The 16,928-nt window shown below is 51.6% G+C and carries 11 protein-coding genes; 2 read left to right on the forward strand and 9 right to left on the reverse strand.

Annotated elements, in window-relative coordinates; genetic code table 11:
* Positions 1-19: 19 nt before the first annotated feature.
* The 6 genes from FJ146_05395 to FJ146_05420 all read right to left on the reverse strand — a co-directional run bounded on the left by FJ146_05395 (position 20) and on the right by FJ146_05420 (position 8,218).
* Positions 20-949, reverse strand: coding sequence for a hypothetical protein (locus tag FJ146_05395; protein MBM4251383.1), 930 nt, complete (start codon positions 947-949; stop codon positions 20-22).
* 2 nt (positions 950-951) lie between these two features.
* Positions 952-1,431, reverse strand: coding sequence for a hypothetical protein (locus FJ146_05400; GenBank protein ID MBM4251384.1), 480 nt, complete (start codon positions 1,429-1,431; stop codon positions 952-954).
* 34 nt (positions 1,432-1,465) lie between these two features.
* Positions 1,466-2,047: a hypothetical protein gene (locus FJ146_05405; protein ID MBM4251385.1), complete on the reverse strand. Its 582-nt coding sequence runs from the start codon at positions 2,045-2,047 to the stop codon at positions 1,466-1,468.
* Between the two features lie 93 nt (positions 2,048-2,140).
* On the reverse strand, positions 2,141-2,692 hold the full coding sequence (locus FJ146_05410) for a hypothetical protein (protein ID MBM4251386.1): 552 nt from the start codon (positions 2,690-2,692) through the stop codon (positions 2,141-2,143).
* Positions 2,693-2,719: 27 nt separating this feature from the next.
* Entirely contained in the window at positions 2,720-3,262 is a 543-nt protein-coding gene (locus FJ146_05415; GenBank protein MBM4251387.1) for a hypothetical protein, read from the reverse strand.
* Between the two features lie 204 nt (positions 3,263-3,466).
* Positions 3,467-8,218: a hypothetical protein gene (locus FJ146_05420; protein ID MBM4251388.1), complete on the reverse strand. Its 4,752-nt coding sequence runs from the start codon at positions 8,216-8,218 to the stop codon at positions 3,467-3,469.
* 183 nt (positions 8,219-8,401) lie between these two features.
* Here FJ146_05420 and FJ146_05425 point away from each other — a divergent pair, with 183 nt between their 5' ends.
* Both FJ146_05425 and FJ146_05430 read left to right on the forward strand, forming a co-directional pair.
* Complete coding sequence (locus FJ146_05425) at positions 8,402-9,802, forward strand: hypothetical protein (protein MBM4251389.1); 1,401 nt, start codon at positions 8,402-8,404, stop codon at positions 9,800-9,802.
* Between the two features lie 126 nt (positions 9,803-9,928).
* The gene (locus FJ146_05430) at positions 9,929-12,274 is read left to right on the forward strand and encodes a hypothetical protein (protein MBM4251390.1); all 2,346 of its coding nucleotides are present in this window, start codon (positions 9,929-9,931) and stop codon (positions 12,272-12,274) included.
* An 85-nt stretch (positions 12,275-12,359) separates the two neighbouring features.
* On the opposite strand, the gene aceA is transcribed toward FJ146_05430, so the two are convergent.
* The 3 genes from aceA to acs all read right to left on the reverse strand — a co-directional run.
* Entirely contained in the window at positions 12,360-13,649 is a 1,290-nt protein-coding gene (gene aceA, locus FJ146_05435) for an isocitrate lyase (protein ID MBM4251391.1), read from the reverse strand.
* Between the two features lie 24 nt (positions 13,650-13,673).
* Positions 13,674-15,263, reverse strand: a complete 1,590-nt coding sequence (aceB, locus tag FJ146_05440; GenBank protein MBM4251392.1) for a malate synthase A — start codon at positions 15,261-15,263, stop codon at positions 13,674-13,676.
* A 33-nt stretch (positions 15,264-15,296) separates the two neighbouring features.
* A partial coding sequence (acs, locus tag FJ146_05445; protein MBM4251393.1) for an acetate--CoA ligase occupies positions 15,297-16,928 on the reverse strand: 1,632 nt, incomplete at its 5' end.

Raw genomic sequence — 16,928 nt, forward strand, 5'->3', positions numbered from 1 at the left:
TTTAGGTCAATGCTTTCAGCTAATTACTCCCATTAGGCACCGTTGCGACCCAGCTAAGTACGCTTCCGAGGGCTATGGCCTTGTTGAAGCTGTGCTCGACTCTACAGCGTTCAGGACTTTCAGAACTCATGCATTTTTTGTTCGAAATCTCATCGGCAGACTCAAATCGCTGATGTTCTTGAAACCACCTATAAGAATTTTGTACGCGCCCACTGCGATGAAGAGCCAATATATGTTGCTGATCAGCGGATATCAGGACACCTGCTGAAGAACCAGGTAGAGAATCACAGTCGTGGCGCGAAAATGGTTCATTTATCGGGGGGACATACCAGCAATTGCTTGATCGAGCCAACGGATGACTGTTGGGGAAGTGATACAGCTCAGCTCTCAGCGCGACTTTCGAGTCCATTAACTCTAATTTAGATTGCCCTGTATCACTTGAAGCCTGAAGTAATCCTAGGTCCAATTCCTGATTTTGCGCTACGACGCGTTCCATGGCGATATCGCCAGGACCAGGTTTTAGATCCCGCCTTACCTGACCGTTGAGAGTTAAGCGCAGCAAGTCGATATCGTTATCCGCGATACCATGCACCTCCAACGCACTTCCAGGCGAAGCCATGTAACCACGCAAAAAATGAAGTTTAGCTCCTATATCCTTCAAGCAATGAGCATTCGTGATGAGGCGACGCGCGTCAATAATAAGAGCACCACAAATAGGCCAGAAAGATGGACTATCCCCCTCAATAGCTGCCGGGAGCTCTGCCACTAGCAACCCGAAGCGCGAGGTTATGGATACCGGTACATCCGCGTCTGAGGTCACTAGCTCGATGTCGTTTTCGCCAAAGGCAGAGCGCGTACTATAGGCGCTGTCTCTTGAGCCACACCCAACAACGACGCAAAGGGACACTAAGAGATTGGCCGCTAGCAACCGAGACAGCACCCGATGCATATTCATCCCTCTATTTCGCAGTTACGTGGTAGCGTTAGGTTCTGAATACTGCCGATCATTTTGTCCAACGTAGCTTTATCATCGGCACTCAGCAAATCCAGCTGCGACAACCTTAGTTTGATCGCAGCAAGAATGGCGATCATGCCCGCCTGCGTTGATTTAACCACGATCTCACTGCTTTTCAGCAGATCACTATCATCAACATGGGCAAGCGCCTTGTCCGTCTCCGCCCGGATGTTTGCAAGGTTTTTGCTCAACCTTGCAGGTGCTTGACGTAAAGGCTCACGCTCCCCTAATCGATCCGTTAGTTGCCGCATGCGACTGACGACCTCGTCTAACTCTAGCGATCGAAAATGAGCGCGAACTAAATTGGTCGCTGCCATTTCAGACTGACCAACCTCTGCCCTTGCCTGGGCAGAGCCAAGACTCAGACTAGCAATAAACGTCATGAATACGGCGAACTGTTGACGATTGCACTTCATCAAGACGGCACCTCCAAAGACGAAACATGTGGCTTCAGCAACCAATCAGGGCTTGAGCTTCACTGGCATCACGGACGATGACGTCAAAATCCTGCACCGTAAGAGTTTGGGGGCCAGGAATGAGCAGTGTCAACTTGCCAGCCTCTGCCTTAAATCTAGCCGCAGCTAAGAATTCGCATGCTGACCTAGTAAGATTTTGTGATCTATTAAAATCACCAGCAATAGCTGCGTTAGTAGCTTCGCTCAGATTTGCATCGCTAACCCGCAACTTGAATTTAATAAGTGTTAAGACAAATGCAGCAGCATAGTCATTTTCGTTGACGTCCGCTCCATCGTTAGCCATTTCAAAAGACTGCTGTCCGTAATTGCAAAATCCCTCGGTCCACAGACATCCTTGCCTGATGCACTGAGAATATTCGGTGATTTGGTCACACCTATGCGACGTTCCGCCATAAACACGACCTATCACGGCATCTACATGTAGTATGGACCTCTGAATGATCATCCGCGCTTCGTTAAGCCGCTCAACGTCGGCAGCCGCAACAGGTGATGTAAAAGCAAATGAGCTGATACAGAGGAACATAAGGAGTCTGGCTAAGTCATTTATCCATCTCATATTTAAAAGCCTTTATGAGTAATTAGTGAAATAATTTGATGGCCAAAAAGACAGGTCGGAGCGGCGGATCTCACCGCCCCTCCGACACACGATCTAAAATCCACACTGAGCTGATTGTGTCACAAACTGAGCATCGTCGATTGCTTGTGTCATGGCAAAATAAGCTGCCGTCCCTTGCGCGTAGATACCAGCATCAAATGATGTCGTAGCGCGTAATCTCGAACCAGCTACAAGAGCACGAGCACCCGCGACTTCACTGCAAAGCATCACCGCTTGCGCATTGATACTTGCAGCGTCGGCACCGAAGTTAATCATATTGTTCATATTTTCAATACGCGTTACAGACCCAGCCACCCGGATCGCAGCAGTTGACAAGGCATTTTGGATTGCTAACTCTGTTGGAGACGCCTCTAAAATATCTTTATCAATTCCAGAAGAAACCTCATCAGCAGACGTAAATTCGTTCACCGCAAAACCAAAATTGCGCTGTAATGCTGCATTTACATGCTGCTGAAGTACGTGAACCCGGGAATTCAAGGCTTCAATATTGCCCCTATGGACGGAGGCACCAAATGCGGGAGTGATACCAGCAACAGAGACAGCAAACATAAGCGCCAAACGCGAACCAACCACATGGAATTTCATGACCCACCTCCTCAAAAAAATGTTTTATTAACAACCCAGACCGATACGGGAATCGTTATAGACCGTGATTTCATTACTTATAAACTCAGGTGTAATGAAACCAACGGGAATCAGAGCGATGGTGCCTCGAGCCTGTTCTGCATAGATCATGCCCTGCTGTATCGCTGTACAGGATGCTAGTCGTAGACTATTAGCGGATGCGACATCACCAACTTGAGCAGCATTTACTGCCTGAAAGGCGAGGGTTGCCCCGTCTACAATCCTTGGTGTTACATTCATTTTGATGTAGGGACCGGCGAGAGCGTCACGCTCGAGTACTTCTCCCGTGTGAACTCCACTGGCCTGTTGCACTACGGCATTTAATCGAGCGGCGCTGGCCTGCAGACTCATCGCCACCTGATTCCAACGCGCGTAAGGACTGTCGCGTCCTGGATAGTTTGGGTAGTTGGGAAATTCTCCTGGATACCCGTTTCCGCTGTGGCCATACCCTCCCTCGCTTGGTGGGTAAGAGGCAGCGAAGGCTTGACTTGAGAGAAGCACTACAAAAGACATCTTCAACCACTGGCGCATAATCAAATCCTCTGCTCGTTACACAATGAGTGCTAATACTGGTAACAAAGCAAAGACCATGCCAACTTCGAAACATTTACACGAAACGACTGCTAGTCGCGGCTTTCATCCATCTCCTCACAACTGGGATTCCACCTTCAGTGGCAGTATCAAAAAGTTTTTTTGGTAACAATTTGTCACCACAGCCTCAGCGGCTCGGCGGCTTCAGTTGCCGAGACCGAACGGCCAATTCTGAAGCACACTGCCAAGACGGTTAGCCGCACCGTTGAATATCAACGACCCCGAGAGATTATTACTTGTCAGGCCTATGGTTTTGAGCACCGGACCCACACTAGCTGACTCCGTATAGAAAGCTGCTGGCTCGGTGTTTTCGAACTTGCCGTTGCCATTATCATCACGGAACCCGACGATCAGAACGTTGCCAACGGACCGTGTTGACGCATTTACAAGGCTGGGACCCAGTGCTGGCAAAATCGGTAATGTTATTTTGGTGGGGCCAGTGTATGCCAATTTCCCAAACGAGATCACTTTGGAGAATTCAATATTTGAGAGCTGTGACGAGGCATTCAAAATATTGACGTCATTGCCGTTCCCCACGGCATAAGCTGCCAGAGTGATAGTATCTCCCGAGCGTAACTGGGTGCTCCCATCAAGGCGAAATTGAATGGATCCATTATGTTCATAATAGATTCGGTCCAGATTGACTTTGAAACCCGCCCCGCTGAGATCGTTGTTTCCCGCTTGCAGCCTATAAGCGGTTTCAAAATTATCAGGATTGAACAACACCCCAACATGCGCTCCCTCAACCAACTGCCCTGGTCCCTGAGTGGACCCAGGGGCTCGGTTGAAGGCTAGCATCGTCACCCGATCACCAGGTTTGAGATCGGTAGACTTCAACGCAAACGTTTGCGGAGAACTTAGATCCGTAATGGCCCTGAGAGTCTTGACATACTTCAGGGGCTCGCGGGCGAGGTCGCTCATCGGGGCCTCGAGCAACACAGCCACGTTCACAGGGTTTTGCTCTGCGTCAATTCCAAAGGAACTCTCCACGGGAGTGACGAGTGCCATGTCAACGCCCGAGGGAACCGGTAACGTATACTTAGTGTTGATGTATAACGTATCCGCAAATTGTGCTGTCACATTTAAAGGCGCCGGAAGCCCTCCCGCCTTTGTCGCTACGAGTCCGATGTCTTCTCCGGGATCGGGTTGACCGTTATCATTCTTGTCAAAAATCGTGATTAATGACGCCCCGGCCAGAGGTAGCTCGGCGATCGGCAAAAGCGGCATCGCCAGCGTCGTTTTGTTCGCTAGTTTAGTAAAGTCGACGTAGCCTGCAATTTTGGCTACATCAATCGACTGCGGATCCAAGGCCGTCAGAGAGCCCGCCAACAATGCCACGATCACACGGCCACTGTAGGTCGCGAGGCTAGGCTCCGTAATGATCGCATCGATTATTTTTTGCGTATTGAAAATTGTGAGGCTGACGTTCACATCAAGACCACCGAGACCACCGGAGCTCAGTGTCTTGGTGTATCCGGCAATACTCAACCCAGCAATCCCTAACCTGTCACCAGAGGTGAGAGATAAGGATGAGTCTTTGTCCAAAAAGACGCCGATCATGACCTTGTCACCTGGCACCAAATCCGTACCTTCGAGACTGATATCGAAGTCCCCCGGGCGACCGCCAAGTCTCTTGAGATACTTGATCGCCTTTAGAGGGCTTTGCGTGATGTCCTCGATTCTGTCCCCTTTGGCGACGAAGATAAACGCAGGCTCAGTCCCTGTGGCATCCTGCGGCATCCACGCGACAGCGCCAGAAAGTGGCATCGCATAACCTCGTGGTATCTGCGTTTTGAATGCTAGGTTTAAGTCGACTTCCATCCCCTGTCCCTGGCTCAAATCAACTTTCTCAGGGACCTTATCACCGCGTGCGCTATGAAAATAAACTGTTTCCCCAGGATCGAGCTTCTGGTTGCCGTTGGTATCAGCGACACCAAGAATGTACGCCTTGACCGGGAACGGTGTGCCAATCGCGCTGATCGGGAGCTCGAATCGTGGGTCAGACCCGCCCGAGACTTCAGAAAAGCCAAGGACTTTGCTGTAATCCAGTTCAAAATCGGTAAGACCGTCAAAGTCGCCCGCATAGGCTGCAACAAGGACGCTAGGTGCATCGACCTGGCCCAAGACACGGCCAAAGACTGCCGTTTGCCCCTCGTACACTTGCCGATCGATGACGAGATCGTATCCTGCGTTGTCTCCCGCGCTGAGCGTACTTGCAAAACTATCGGCGCCGGTACGAATGCCGATCAGGTCATTAGGTGTTAATTGGGGAAACCCCTGCCCCGTGCCATCTTTGTCGTAAACACCAACTACGAGTACGCGGTCCCCAACCTTCAACCCCGAGCGACTAAGATCTATCGCGTAGGTACCACCCTTAGTGGGCACCTCTTTAACGGCAACGATATGACGAGCAATCTCCGTAGGACTGAAGGACGGCAAATTATCATCGAGCAGCAACACATAGGTGCGGCCCTTGGCCGAGGATCCTGTATTGACGCGAATGTTGCCGCTTATGCTGATGTTGACTGGGCTGGCGTCTGGAATCAACTTCGACTCATTGAAGTCAAATACACGCACAGTTCCCAGATCGACCTGAATCGCGAGCGGTGCCGCTTTTTCAGCATCAAAACCGTACCACACTCTTTCGCCACCATCTGCTTGACCGTTACCATTGTTGTCTTCGAGGAGTAGGGGCATACAGCTGAGCGGCAACGGGAGATTACTCACGAGCGTCTGGAACTTGAAGCTAAAGCGCTCTGTCTCTTTGGTTGCTTGAGACACGGCAACAATGGAGTCGGCAGTAAACGATTGGTTCACTAAATCGAGAGGATTTCCTGCGTAGAGCAGAGCGGACATTTTACCGCGGTAGCTACTGCTGATATTACCGACAATGGAAATCTTGTCGCGGTATTGGAGACGATCGATCACGAGATCGAGACCCGAGTTGTCGCCGGCTTTCAGCGGGTGCCCAACTCCCCCGTTGGCAGAGTAGACGCCGATTAAACTGTCGGCAGTAATCTTGGGAAAATCTCCTACTCCGTCCGCTGTTACCCCAAGGACGTAGACCTGGTCACCCACTTTAAGTGAAGTGTTTTGTAACCCTACTTGGTATCGCCCTGCTGCACGAGGCACCCTTACGGAGGCTTTTACATAACGGATGGGATCTTCCATGACGGCGTCAAGACTTTCACCCTGAGCGACAATGATATGGACAAATTTAGCCGCCACTTGTGAGGTAAAAGCGAAACGTCCACTAAGCGAAATAGTCTGGTTTGATGGGATCTGTAACTGATAAGCATAGTTTAGCGAAGCGTTTACATCGGCGCCCCGCTCAAGGGTTATCTGTACCGGTACACCGTCTTCACTGATAGGCAGTAATATGGATTCACCGGGATCGGGCTTCTGGTTGTTGTTACTGTCGAGTAGCCCAAGCACATAGACTTTTAGTGGCCAATTCTGCCCGATGCTATATACATTGAGATCGGCTTGGGTGCGCAAATCAGTCTTACGTAACGAGGCAAAACCCACCACTTTACTGGGATCGATGGCGTTGGCGTCCAGATTCATGGACCCCGCATAGGCAAAAAGCATGAGTGGACCACGGTAATCGTTCACCAAGGTCACCCTGACTTTAGCATTCCCGTCGAAATAGCGACGATTCAATCGGATGTCAAAGCCAGGGTTGATACCAAACTGGACGGTTTTGTTGATGAGAACGTTGTCCTGTATGGCAACACCTAGGGCATCTCCATCGGCAAGCGCTGGCAGACCGTAATCACGTGCGTCACCTATCGCAAAGCAGGTCACCTTAGTACCCGGAGCGATACCGGAGGACGTTAGGTCTAATTCGAAGTCTTTTGCTTCAGCAGCAACTGGCGCGAAAGCAATGACGTTGGCGGCAATCTTTTCTGGTGTGAAGGCCATATCCTCTTGCTTCACAGCGACCACAAAGAACCGCTTCATACTCGCGCCAAATTCAGGATCGATTGCCAAAGCACCCCTAACAACAATGGGCTGGCTGCTAGGCGCTGGGGCCACGCGCTTCAACTCGATACGAAGCGGGGTCGCCTGTGTCTGATTGATATCGAATTCGGCTGGCACCGAGGATTGCACCTTTTCGTGGAATCCGAACCGCTCACCTGCATCCAGCATTTGGTTACGATTTGCGTCGGCAAACGCCACCAAATAACAGAGGTTCCCTGGCTTGGCTTGCAGAAGCGGGAAGTCCAGCACGCCGCTCTGCAGGCCCGCCGCCTTGGGCAGTTCTTTGACATAAACGACACTATCCACATCCAAGGCACCAGCGCTAAACCCCCGTATCTCACCGCAGTAAACACCGACCACGCTGGTCTCGTCGCTCCCTGCGACTTCGACGGGGATGGTTACGCGCCGATCCTTGAACTCACGATTAATCACTAAATCAGCTGTCAATGTCCGGCTGCCGCGATCGGCTAGGGATAGCCCGAGGCTTGTCTGATTCCGGTAGAATCCTACTAGATCGCCTTTGCTCATCTTGGGTACCGCTTTGGATTGGTAGTTCTTCACCAGCAAGCCAAAGATTTGCAGCTTGGGAACGCCTTTGAGCTGCGCCTCCGTCAATGTGAGCTCGTAGTTGGCGAGGTCATTGGTCGCGATTACTTTCAGCGTGTTCGCGGTGGGATCAGCGCTCGTCTCTTCGACCGAGCTACTGGACGCTCCTATGAGTAACGTTCCAGATGTCACGCCCGGGGGCAAAGTTATCTTGCCGCGGATGGTCACCTTGGCAGATTCACCACCCCAGAATGTACACCCCACAGAGGCGCTGAGTAGCGCAAAGCTAACCGCAAAGCTAACCAAGTTTAGGAAACTGGAAGTGCGGCTCCGGCTAAGACGGCGATGTATCACTGATAGTCGCATAGAACCACCTCACGTGGGTGCGTATCGGTCGAATGCGGCATTAACTTTAATTTCGGGTGGATCCGCCGTACTTCCTGACTGGTACGGCACCATTGAGATTCTTTTTCAGTCATGCCAGAATGAGGGCATCGAGGCAAAAAAACACAGTATTAATGGTTTCTTAGAGAAACCACGGAGGCGCACTTGGCCATCCAGCTTTTTCCGATTCTACTGGCAACTTGTGCGGCATTTCTATGGGCACTCCCGGCCCGCGCAGATGGCGAAGAACTAGTGCAGCAGCACCGTCCGACGGTCGGTCTTTTTGTCACCCAAGGAAACTCAGGAAATGGAGCGCGATTTAATCCAACACGCGAGCTTCGTCTCAGCGACAAATCCAAACTGATCCTGGGATCCTACAGTTTACACTGGAATCTACGTCTGCACATGAATCGCAATGTCACGCGTCAAAACGTGCTGATTGATGACCCGTATGTCACAACCCCCTTAACCTTACCCAATGGTTCTGTGTTAAATAAAGGTTATCAGTTTATCGTGCAGGAGGCTTACCTGCAGAAGTCCAGTGATACCTTCCTCGTCCAGGCTGGCGTGATACCTCATGCATGGGGTAGCGCCGACACCATCAGCCCCTTAGCTTTGTTTAATCCACAAGACGTACGCCTTGGTTTTCTCGGTGACAAGGACTTCCAGTCAGCGCCTATACCCTCTGTCCGCCTCGCACTCCTGGGCGATGGATCAACTCTCAATTTTATTTACACACCTTGGCGCGGCGCCACTCTGCAGCCATTACGAGGACAAAACTGGTATGTAAGTCCAGATAATTTCACCTCGTTCACGATTAACTACTTAGCAAATACCAAGGTAGAGACGGCAAATAATTTTGCAGTGAAATATGATATTAACGTCAGCAGTGGTGATCTTGCTCTCATTTATTACCGCGGTGCTGACTACGACTTTGTCGAAAGACCTATTGGTACACGCGTCGAGAACAATCAACCCCTCGTCATCGATATCCAACAGGTGACACTGGAAAAGACGGCATTCGGTGCGTCCTACAGCCGCGCCATGGATGAATGGGTTATCAAGAGCGATGCCCTTTACACCTTAGATAAAAAAGTCATGCCTAAGATTGACTACGATAAAATTGACGATCAATCGCAGGTTTTCCCGATCGAGCTAAAAACAACTCCGGCCTACCAATTTACCGTAGGGGTCAATTACTTTGCTTCACTGAAAAGCTTTTTTGGCATACCTCTCAGCGAAACTGTGCTTGTTGCAGAGTATTACCGACAACGATTTCTCAGGCCCGACCTGACGCAGCCATTTTTGGGCGACATCCTTATCACAGCCGCACGCACAACGTTTCTTGATGGGCGCCTCGAAGCCCTCGCAAACTATGCTTTAGACCTATACGCCAAGGGTACTGTTTGGGGTGGTAAACTTACTTTTTCCGACGAGGACATCAAGCACAGCCTGACCCTGCAAAGTTTTGACGGCAAGTATCCAGGGGTCAGCAACATCGGTTCGGTATTTTACTATTGGAGGAACAACGATTTTGTCGCTTATGAGCTGAGCTATCAGTTATAAGCATCCAATTTCCCGAACCTTTTCTTAGTTGTATTCTTGTTCTGTTAAAGTCGCTGCAACATTGACCCGATAATCGGCCAGGGTGCCCGATGCGAACAGCTCGGTGCCTACGGGAGGTAACGGTCGATGGCGCGCTTCTTTCGCTTTAGCACTAAAATGCCCTGGCTAGTCGTAGCCCTTTTTTGCGTTCTGGCTGGCGGCGTCTCAACAGTCGCACCGAAGGCGCAAGTGACAGCTCGTCTGTTAGAGGTTCTGCCGGAGAAGCATCCAGCTGTATTAAGTTATCAAGCATTTCAGCGGACCTATGAAGCCGGTGACATGATTGCTATCACCCTCGCCAACCCGACTCTTTTCGCGCGCGAAACCTTGACGCAGATTCGCGAACTCACCACCAATATCGAAGCGATCGTGGGTATCACTGGGGTAACATCTTTAACGACGCTCCAACTACCAAACGTTGTAAACGAGGGCGTTGAATTTGCCAAATTGGTACCCGACGAAGACTTCTCCACCATGACGGATGCCGACCTGGCGCAGATCCGCGAGAAAGCGATGACCAATCTCCTCGTCTCGGGAAATCTCTTGAACAAAGAGGGGACGACAACAGCGATTTTCGCCGAAACTAAAGCAAACTTAAGTAAGATCGAGCAACGCGAGACTCTAGCACTCGTCAAAGCTGAAGTAGAAAAGTTCCGCGCAAAAGGCGCGGACATACATATTAGCAGTAGTGGATTTGTCGAGGTGGAAGTCGAGGGGCTCCAATCGCGCTTATTTTCTCAGTTTTGGGTTCTCAGCGCCCTCGGAATTTTTCTTTGGTTATTCATGACTCTTGGATCCGTCTCTCTAGCTGGAACAGGTGCCATCTTTGCTGCAGTTACGTACCTTATTGCCCATGCTAGCTTAAACCTATTAAACGCACACCTTAACACATCATACGATATGATTAGTGCTGCGGTACCGACGATGATCGTCGCCATTGCGATGGTTATCGCCACGCCTATACTTGTGCAATTCCAGCAATCCTTGGCACTATCTGGCAATAAGACCGAAGCCATCGCCACCTCTTTCCTCATCAGACAGTCACACCTGGTTATGCTAGCGGTAGGGATCGCTCTGATTGCCTTGGTAAACATCGCAACGGGCTTTAGCCCATTGCGCACGGTCGGAATTGCGATGGGACTTGGTCTCGGAGTATCTGTGACCTGTGCTCTCCTACTTCTACCTGCACTGCTTGCTGTCGATCTTCGATTCGCGCCGTCGCACCAAAATGTCAAACTACGTGAGTCAATGAAGCAGCTGATTACGTCCTTACATTTGCGTCACAGATCATCACAATACATAGTTCTTTTCGTTCTGATGAACGGATTAGCGTTTGGTTTATTCAGCGCGAGTAAAGTGCCCTTCGAGACCACACCGGTAAGGTTTCTTCAGAATCAGATTCCAGCGCAAAGAGAGCTTGAATACTTCAACAAAACTCTGGGTGGCCCAGAAATGATTGATGTGGAAGCAACGTTAAAAGACCCTAACCAAAACTTCTTTCAAAGCGGGCCGCTTAAGTCTTTAAACGAAGTGCAGAAAAACTTTAATGATCGCTTCTCTCACGAGGTTTCAAGAACCGTCTCCATAGCCGACTATTTCAAAGAACTACACAAAGCTTTCACGCCAGGGGTCACGGCAGCAAATGCAATGCCTGAAAAAGAAGAGGACTACAAAAATTATGCTGATCTTCTCGAGCTTTCAGATGGCAAAATGCTTGGCAAAATGGTGACCATCGACAAACTACGTGCGCGCATGATGGTTTCGCGTCGTCTTGTCGGATGGGATGTTGCGCGTGCCAATGCCTTTATAGATAACGACATCCCGCAAATCGCCAATGGCACGATCGACTTCAAGGTAGCGGGTTTGGCTGGATTCATCCGCTCTTTAGACGACATGTGCCGGGGCTACCGTGAGAATCTGATGTATGCTTGCGTGATTCTTCTAGCTCTCGTCGCAGGCACCATGGCACACAGCTTCGCTCTAGGCGGGATTTTGGGCTTGTTAACACTGGGTGCCTATGTTGTCCCGATGATTGGGATGCATATCGCCGGTTCGCCGATCAACCTGAGCGCCGTCTTTGGTCAAAGCTGCGTGGCGCTCGCCTGCCTTGCTGCCGTGGCACCTATCGTCATTGCCTTTCATAACCCATTAAGATCGCAAGGCACCTCTTGGCGCCATCAGCTTTGGCAGGCGGCCGTATACGGCGCCCCCGAGGTTCTTGTGAACGCCCCGTTGATAGGTCTAATTTTTGCGAATCTTTGGTTTAGCGGTTTGGCTATATTTGGCCACCTCGGTATGCATATCCTAGCATCCTCAATGGGCATTGCCATCCTACTCGCCCTGGCCCTGCCTTTGGTGACAGGTGTGCCAGAAAAAAAGTCTGACGTGGGTTCGTCTCAAGATCACAAGCCGCGCCCTAGTCATGCCGCCTAGACAGGCCGCCTAGAAACGGGCGCGAGGGAGGCAAACTGAGCTATCAGTCGCGCTCCCTCGATAGACCGAAGCCTAGATTCGCTCATTATTTGTGAAATTGTTCCTCTTCTGTGGATCCAGCGTAGGCGGCTGTCGCTGCCTGCCCACCGCTTACCGTCATCAGAATCTTGTCAAAGTACCCTGTACCGACTTCTCGCTGATGTTTGGTGGCAGTGTAGCCTTCAGCCTCTTTCTTAAACTCACGCGACTGTAAATCCACAAATGCCGTCATACCTTTGTCTTTATACGCATAAGCAAGGTCGTACATGTGGTAGTTGACCGAGTGCCAACCAGCTAAGGTTATAAACTGGAATTTATATCCCAGCTCGGCTAGGTCAGTCTGGAAACTGGCGATCTGTTTGGCGCTGAGCTTCTTCTCCCAATTGAATGAAGGCGAGCAGTTATAGGCCAGATACTTATTAGGATACTTGGCATGGATAGCCTTACTAAACTCTCTAGCCTCGCCAATATCGGGAACTGAAGTCTCAAACCACAAGAGATCAGCATAAGGGGCGTAGGCGAGAGAACGAGCTATCGCCGATTCCAGACCAGCTTTAACACGGAAGTACCCCTCACTTGTTCTCTCACCGGTGATAAAGGACTTATCATAGGCGTCAATATCCGAGGTGAGTAGGGTGGCGCCCAGAGCGTCCGTACGCGCCACGATGCAAGTCGGGACATTGCATACATCCGCCGCCAAACGGGCAGCTGTGAGCGTCCGAATAAACTGAGATGTGGGGACGAGCACTTTACCACCAAGGTGACCGCACTTCTTCTCCGCCGCCAACTGATCCTCGAAGTGGACGGCGGCTGCGCCAGCCTCGATCATACCCTTCATCAATTCAAATGCATGGAGTGGCCCACCAAATCCCGCCTCAGCATCAGCTAGGATCGGTGCATACCAATCCTCGACCGTCTCCTTACCCTCGCCCTGCTCGATGAGGTCAGCGCGCGCTAGTGCGGCATTGATACGCCGCACTAGGGCCGGAACGCTATTTGAAGGATAAAGGCTCTGGTCGGGATAAGTTTGGCCGGACAAGTTGGCATCAGCAGCTACCTGCCAGCCGCTCATGTAAATGGCCTTGAGCCCCGCTTTAACCATCTGCACGGCCTGAGCCCCTGTCAGCGCACCTAATGCGTTGACATAACTTTCGCTCTGTAGCTGGCGCCAAAACCGGTCGGCACCGTGCTTTGCCAAGCTGTACTCAATGTTCAACGCAGGCCTTAGCTGGGCTACCTCAGTGGCACTGTAAGGGCGTTTAATACCCTGCCAACGTGGGTTACTGGCCCAGTCTTTTTCGAGGGCACTGACGGCAGCCTTTTTGTCCGGTCTCATGGCTAAATTCCTTATGCACAGGGGTTATGGCGTCAGCTCAGCATAAGCTGGCAGCGTGAGAAATTCAGCAAACTCGGGATCAAGCACTAAACCATCGAGAATCTCGGCAGCACGCACATAGGCAGATGCACCTAGTTTATCTAGTTCAGCATCTCTCAGTTTACGAAACAATTCCTTGTTGAGGTGCCGTCCGTCATCTAGCATACAGCTCTGATGGACCCATTGCCATAGTTGAGCGCGCGCAATTTCTGCCGTCGCCGCATCTTCCATAAGATTATGCAGCGCGACTGCGCCATTTCCGCGCAGCCACTGGTCGATATATTGCAAAGCAACGTTGATATTCCCTGCAACGCCCGCCAGCGTGACTTTACCTCCCGGAACATGCAGCGTCGTCAAGTCAGAGGCATTGACCTGTACCTCTGATCGCAGCTTCTCACGTTGATGCGGCTTCGCCCCCAGCACTGCGTCGAAAGCATTGGTCGCCACCTCAACCAAATCGGGATGCGCAATCCATGTGCCGTCAAATCCGGCATGAGCCTCGCGATCCTTGTCTTCCTTAACCTTAGCCATAGCCACCCGGTTGACCTCTGGATCTTTGCGACTAGGGATAAATGCGGCCATCCCACCCATAGCATGGGCGCCGCGTTTATGACATGTCTGCACAAGGAGATCGCAGTATGCGCGCATGAAGGGCACCGTCATCGTCACTTGGGCTCGATCTGGGAGATGACGTGACTGATCGTGACTAAACTTTTTAATAATACTAAAAATGTAATCCCAACGGCCGGCATTGAGACCTGTGATGTGGTCCTTGAGCTCAAAGAGAATCTCGTCCATCTCAAATGCAGCGGGCAGGGTCTCGATGAGCACGGTAACTTTGATCGTGCCGCGAGGAATACCGAGATAATCTTGTGCAAAATTGAAGACCTGATTCCACAGCCTCGCCTCGAGATGACTTTCCATCTTGGGCAGGTAAAAATACGGACCACTACCGCGCGCTAATTGCTCCCTTGCGTTATGGAAAAAAGCCAGACCGAAGTCGACCAGCGCCCCAGACATCGGCGTGCCGTCGACAGTCAGGTGCTTCTCCGGCAAATGCCAACCGCGGGGTCGCAGGAGCAAGGTGGCAATTTTGTCATTCAGTTTGTAGTCTTTGCCGGCTTCATTTGTGAAAACGAGCTGCCGCCGCACTGCCGCCTGCACATTGATCTGCCCCTGCATCGCATTAGTCCAAGTGGGCGACAACGAGTCTTCAAAGTCGCACATGAATGCTCGGGAGCCAGAATTGAGGGCGTTGATCATCATTTTGGCCTCGGCGGGCCCGGTGATCTCGACACGGCGGTCGAGTAGATCATTAGGAGTGGGCGCCACCGTCCAATCCGCTTTACGTATGTGCTCGGTCTCAGGTAGAAAGCCAAAGCTCCTACCTTGACTTATCTGATGCTGCCGCTGCCGTCTGCGCTCAAGTAGGGCAAGACGTTGATAATTGAACTCTTGATGCAGGGCATAGAGAAATTTGCGCGCTTCGGGCGTCAGCACCTGCCGCTCAAATTGTGGATGATGAGGGGCCTCGATAGCCACATCAGCAACATAGGGGTGATTTTTTGCACTCATAGGTCCTCCCAGCATCTTCAATTGTGGTCTGAACTAAACTTCGTCCGTCTCCCTGAGCTTAGCTAGCACGCTATAATCCTCGAGCGTGGTGGTATCGCCACTACTCTCACGTCCCGCGGCTATATCGCGCAAGAGCCGCCGCATGATTTTACCTGATCTGGTCTTGGGCAGAGCCTCGGCAAAGTGGATCGACTCTGGGCGCGCTAGGGCTCCGATCTGCTTGACCACATGCTCGGATAGCTCTGCCTTCAATGTCGCTGAGGGCTTGAATTTGGCCTCTAACGTGACAAAAGCGTGAACAGCCTCACCTTTGAGATCATGAGGAGCCCCAACCACAGCAGCCTCTGCTACGGCGTGATGGCTAACCAGCGCACTTTCGATCTCCATCGTGCTCAGCCTATGACCCGATACGTTGAGAACGTCATCGATGCGTCCCATGATCCAGTAATAGCCGTTGCTATCCCGACGCGCTCCGTCCCCAGTGAAATAGTAGCCTGGTATCTGACTCCAGTATTGTTTTTTAAACCGCTCGTCATCACCCCAGATGGTCCGCAGCATGCCAGGCCATGGTTTCTTGATTACTAAGAACCCACCCTGATCATCCGGCACAGACTTACCGTGCATATCAACCACATCAGGCACGATGCCAAAGAACGGGCGCGTTGCCGAACCAGGGACCGTCGATACCGCTCCAGGTAACGGCGCGATCATGATGCCGCCGGTTTCTGTCTGCCACCACGTGTCTACAACGGGGCAGCGCCCCCCACCGATGACATCGCGGTACCACATCCACGCTTCTGGATTGATCGGCTCTCCAACGGTACCGAGCAAACGCAAGGACCTGAGATCATACTGTCGCGGTATGTGCGACCCTTGACGCGCAAAAGCTCTGATCGCCGTCGGTGCCGTATAGAGGATGCTCACCTTGTGCCGTTCGACAATCTGCCAAAAACGCCCCCAATCGGGATGATTAGGCGCTCCCTCGTACATCACAGTCGTGGCACCATTGGCCAAAGGTCCGTAAACAACGTAGGAATGACCGGTGACCCACCCTAAATCGGCGGTGCACCAGTAAGTGTCCTCATCTTTGAGGTCGAAAATCCACTTACTCGTAAGAGTTGTATGCAGCAGGTAACCAGCGGTCGTGTGCATGATGCCCTTGGGCTTGCCCGTGCTACCGCTCGTATAGAGGAGAAACAGGGGATGCTCAGCATCGACTGCCACTGGTTCGCAGTGCGGCGCGGCTTTGGCCAAGACCTCGTGCCACCAGTAATCACGCCCGGTGGTCATCGGTACCACGTCACCGGTGCGGCGTAGCACAAGTACCTTCTCGACAGACGGAGATTTAAGTAGTGCTTGATCGACATTTTGTTTAAGCGGGACGACGGCACCGCGGCGGTAACCCCCGTCTGCCGTGATCACGAGTTTAGCCTGTGCATCATTGTTACGATCAGCGATTGCTTCGGCGCTAAAGCCGCCGAACACCACATTATGCGTAGCTCCGATGCGCGCACAGGCGAGCATAGCGATCGCTAACTCAGGAACGAGCGGCATGTAGATCGTGACGCGGTCGCAGGGTTTGATACCGAGATCCTTGAGCGCACTGGCACAGCGACTGACTTCACGATGGAGATCATTGTAGGTGAGCGTGCGCGTCTCGCCGGA

Source organism: Deltaproteobacteria bacterium (assembly GCA_016874735.1).
Lineage (GTDB): Bacteria > Bdellovibrionota_B > Oligoflexia > Oligoflexales > CAIYRB01 > CAIYRB01.

Excerpts from the sequence above, each read along its gene's own strand:
- FJ146_05395 (MBM4251383.1), bottom strand. The coding sequence starts at position 949 with ATGCATCGGGTGCTGTCTCGGTTGCTAGCGGCCAATCTCTTAGTGTCC.
- FJ146_05400 (MBM4251384.1), bottom strand. The coding sequence starts at position 1,431 with ATGAAGTGCAATCGTCAACAGTTCGCCGTATTCATGACGTTTATTGCT.
- FJ146_05405 (MBM4251385.1), bottom strand. The coding sequence starts at position 2,047 with ATGAGATGGATAAATGACTTAGCCAGACTCCTTATGTTCCTCTGTATC.
- FJ146_05410 (MBM4251386.1), bottom strand. The coding sequence starts at position 2,692 with ATGAAATTCCATGTGGTTGGTTCGCGTTTGGCGCTTATGTTTGCTGTC.
- FJ146_05415 (MBM4251387.1), bottom strand. The coding sequence starts at position 3,262 with ATGCGCCAGTGGTTGAAGATGTCTTTTGTAGTGCTTCTCTCAAGTCAA.
- FJ146_05420 (MBM4251388.1), bottom strand. The coding sequence starts at position 8,218 with ATGCGACTATCAGTGATACATCGCCGTCTTAGCCGGAGCCGCACTTCC.
- FJ146_05430 (MBM4251390.1), top strand. The coding sequence starts at position 9,929 with ATGGCGCGCTTCTTTCGCTTTAGCACTAAAATGCCCTGGCTAGTCGTA.
- aceA (MBM4251391.1), bottom strand. The coding sequence starts at position 13,649 with ATGAGACCGGACAAAAAGGCTGCCGTCAGTGCCCTCGAAAAAGACTGG.
- aceB (MBM4251392.1), bottom strand. The coding sequence starts at position 15,263 with ATGAGTGCAAAAAATCACCCCTATGTTGCTGATGTGGCTATCGAGGCC.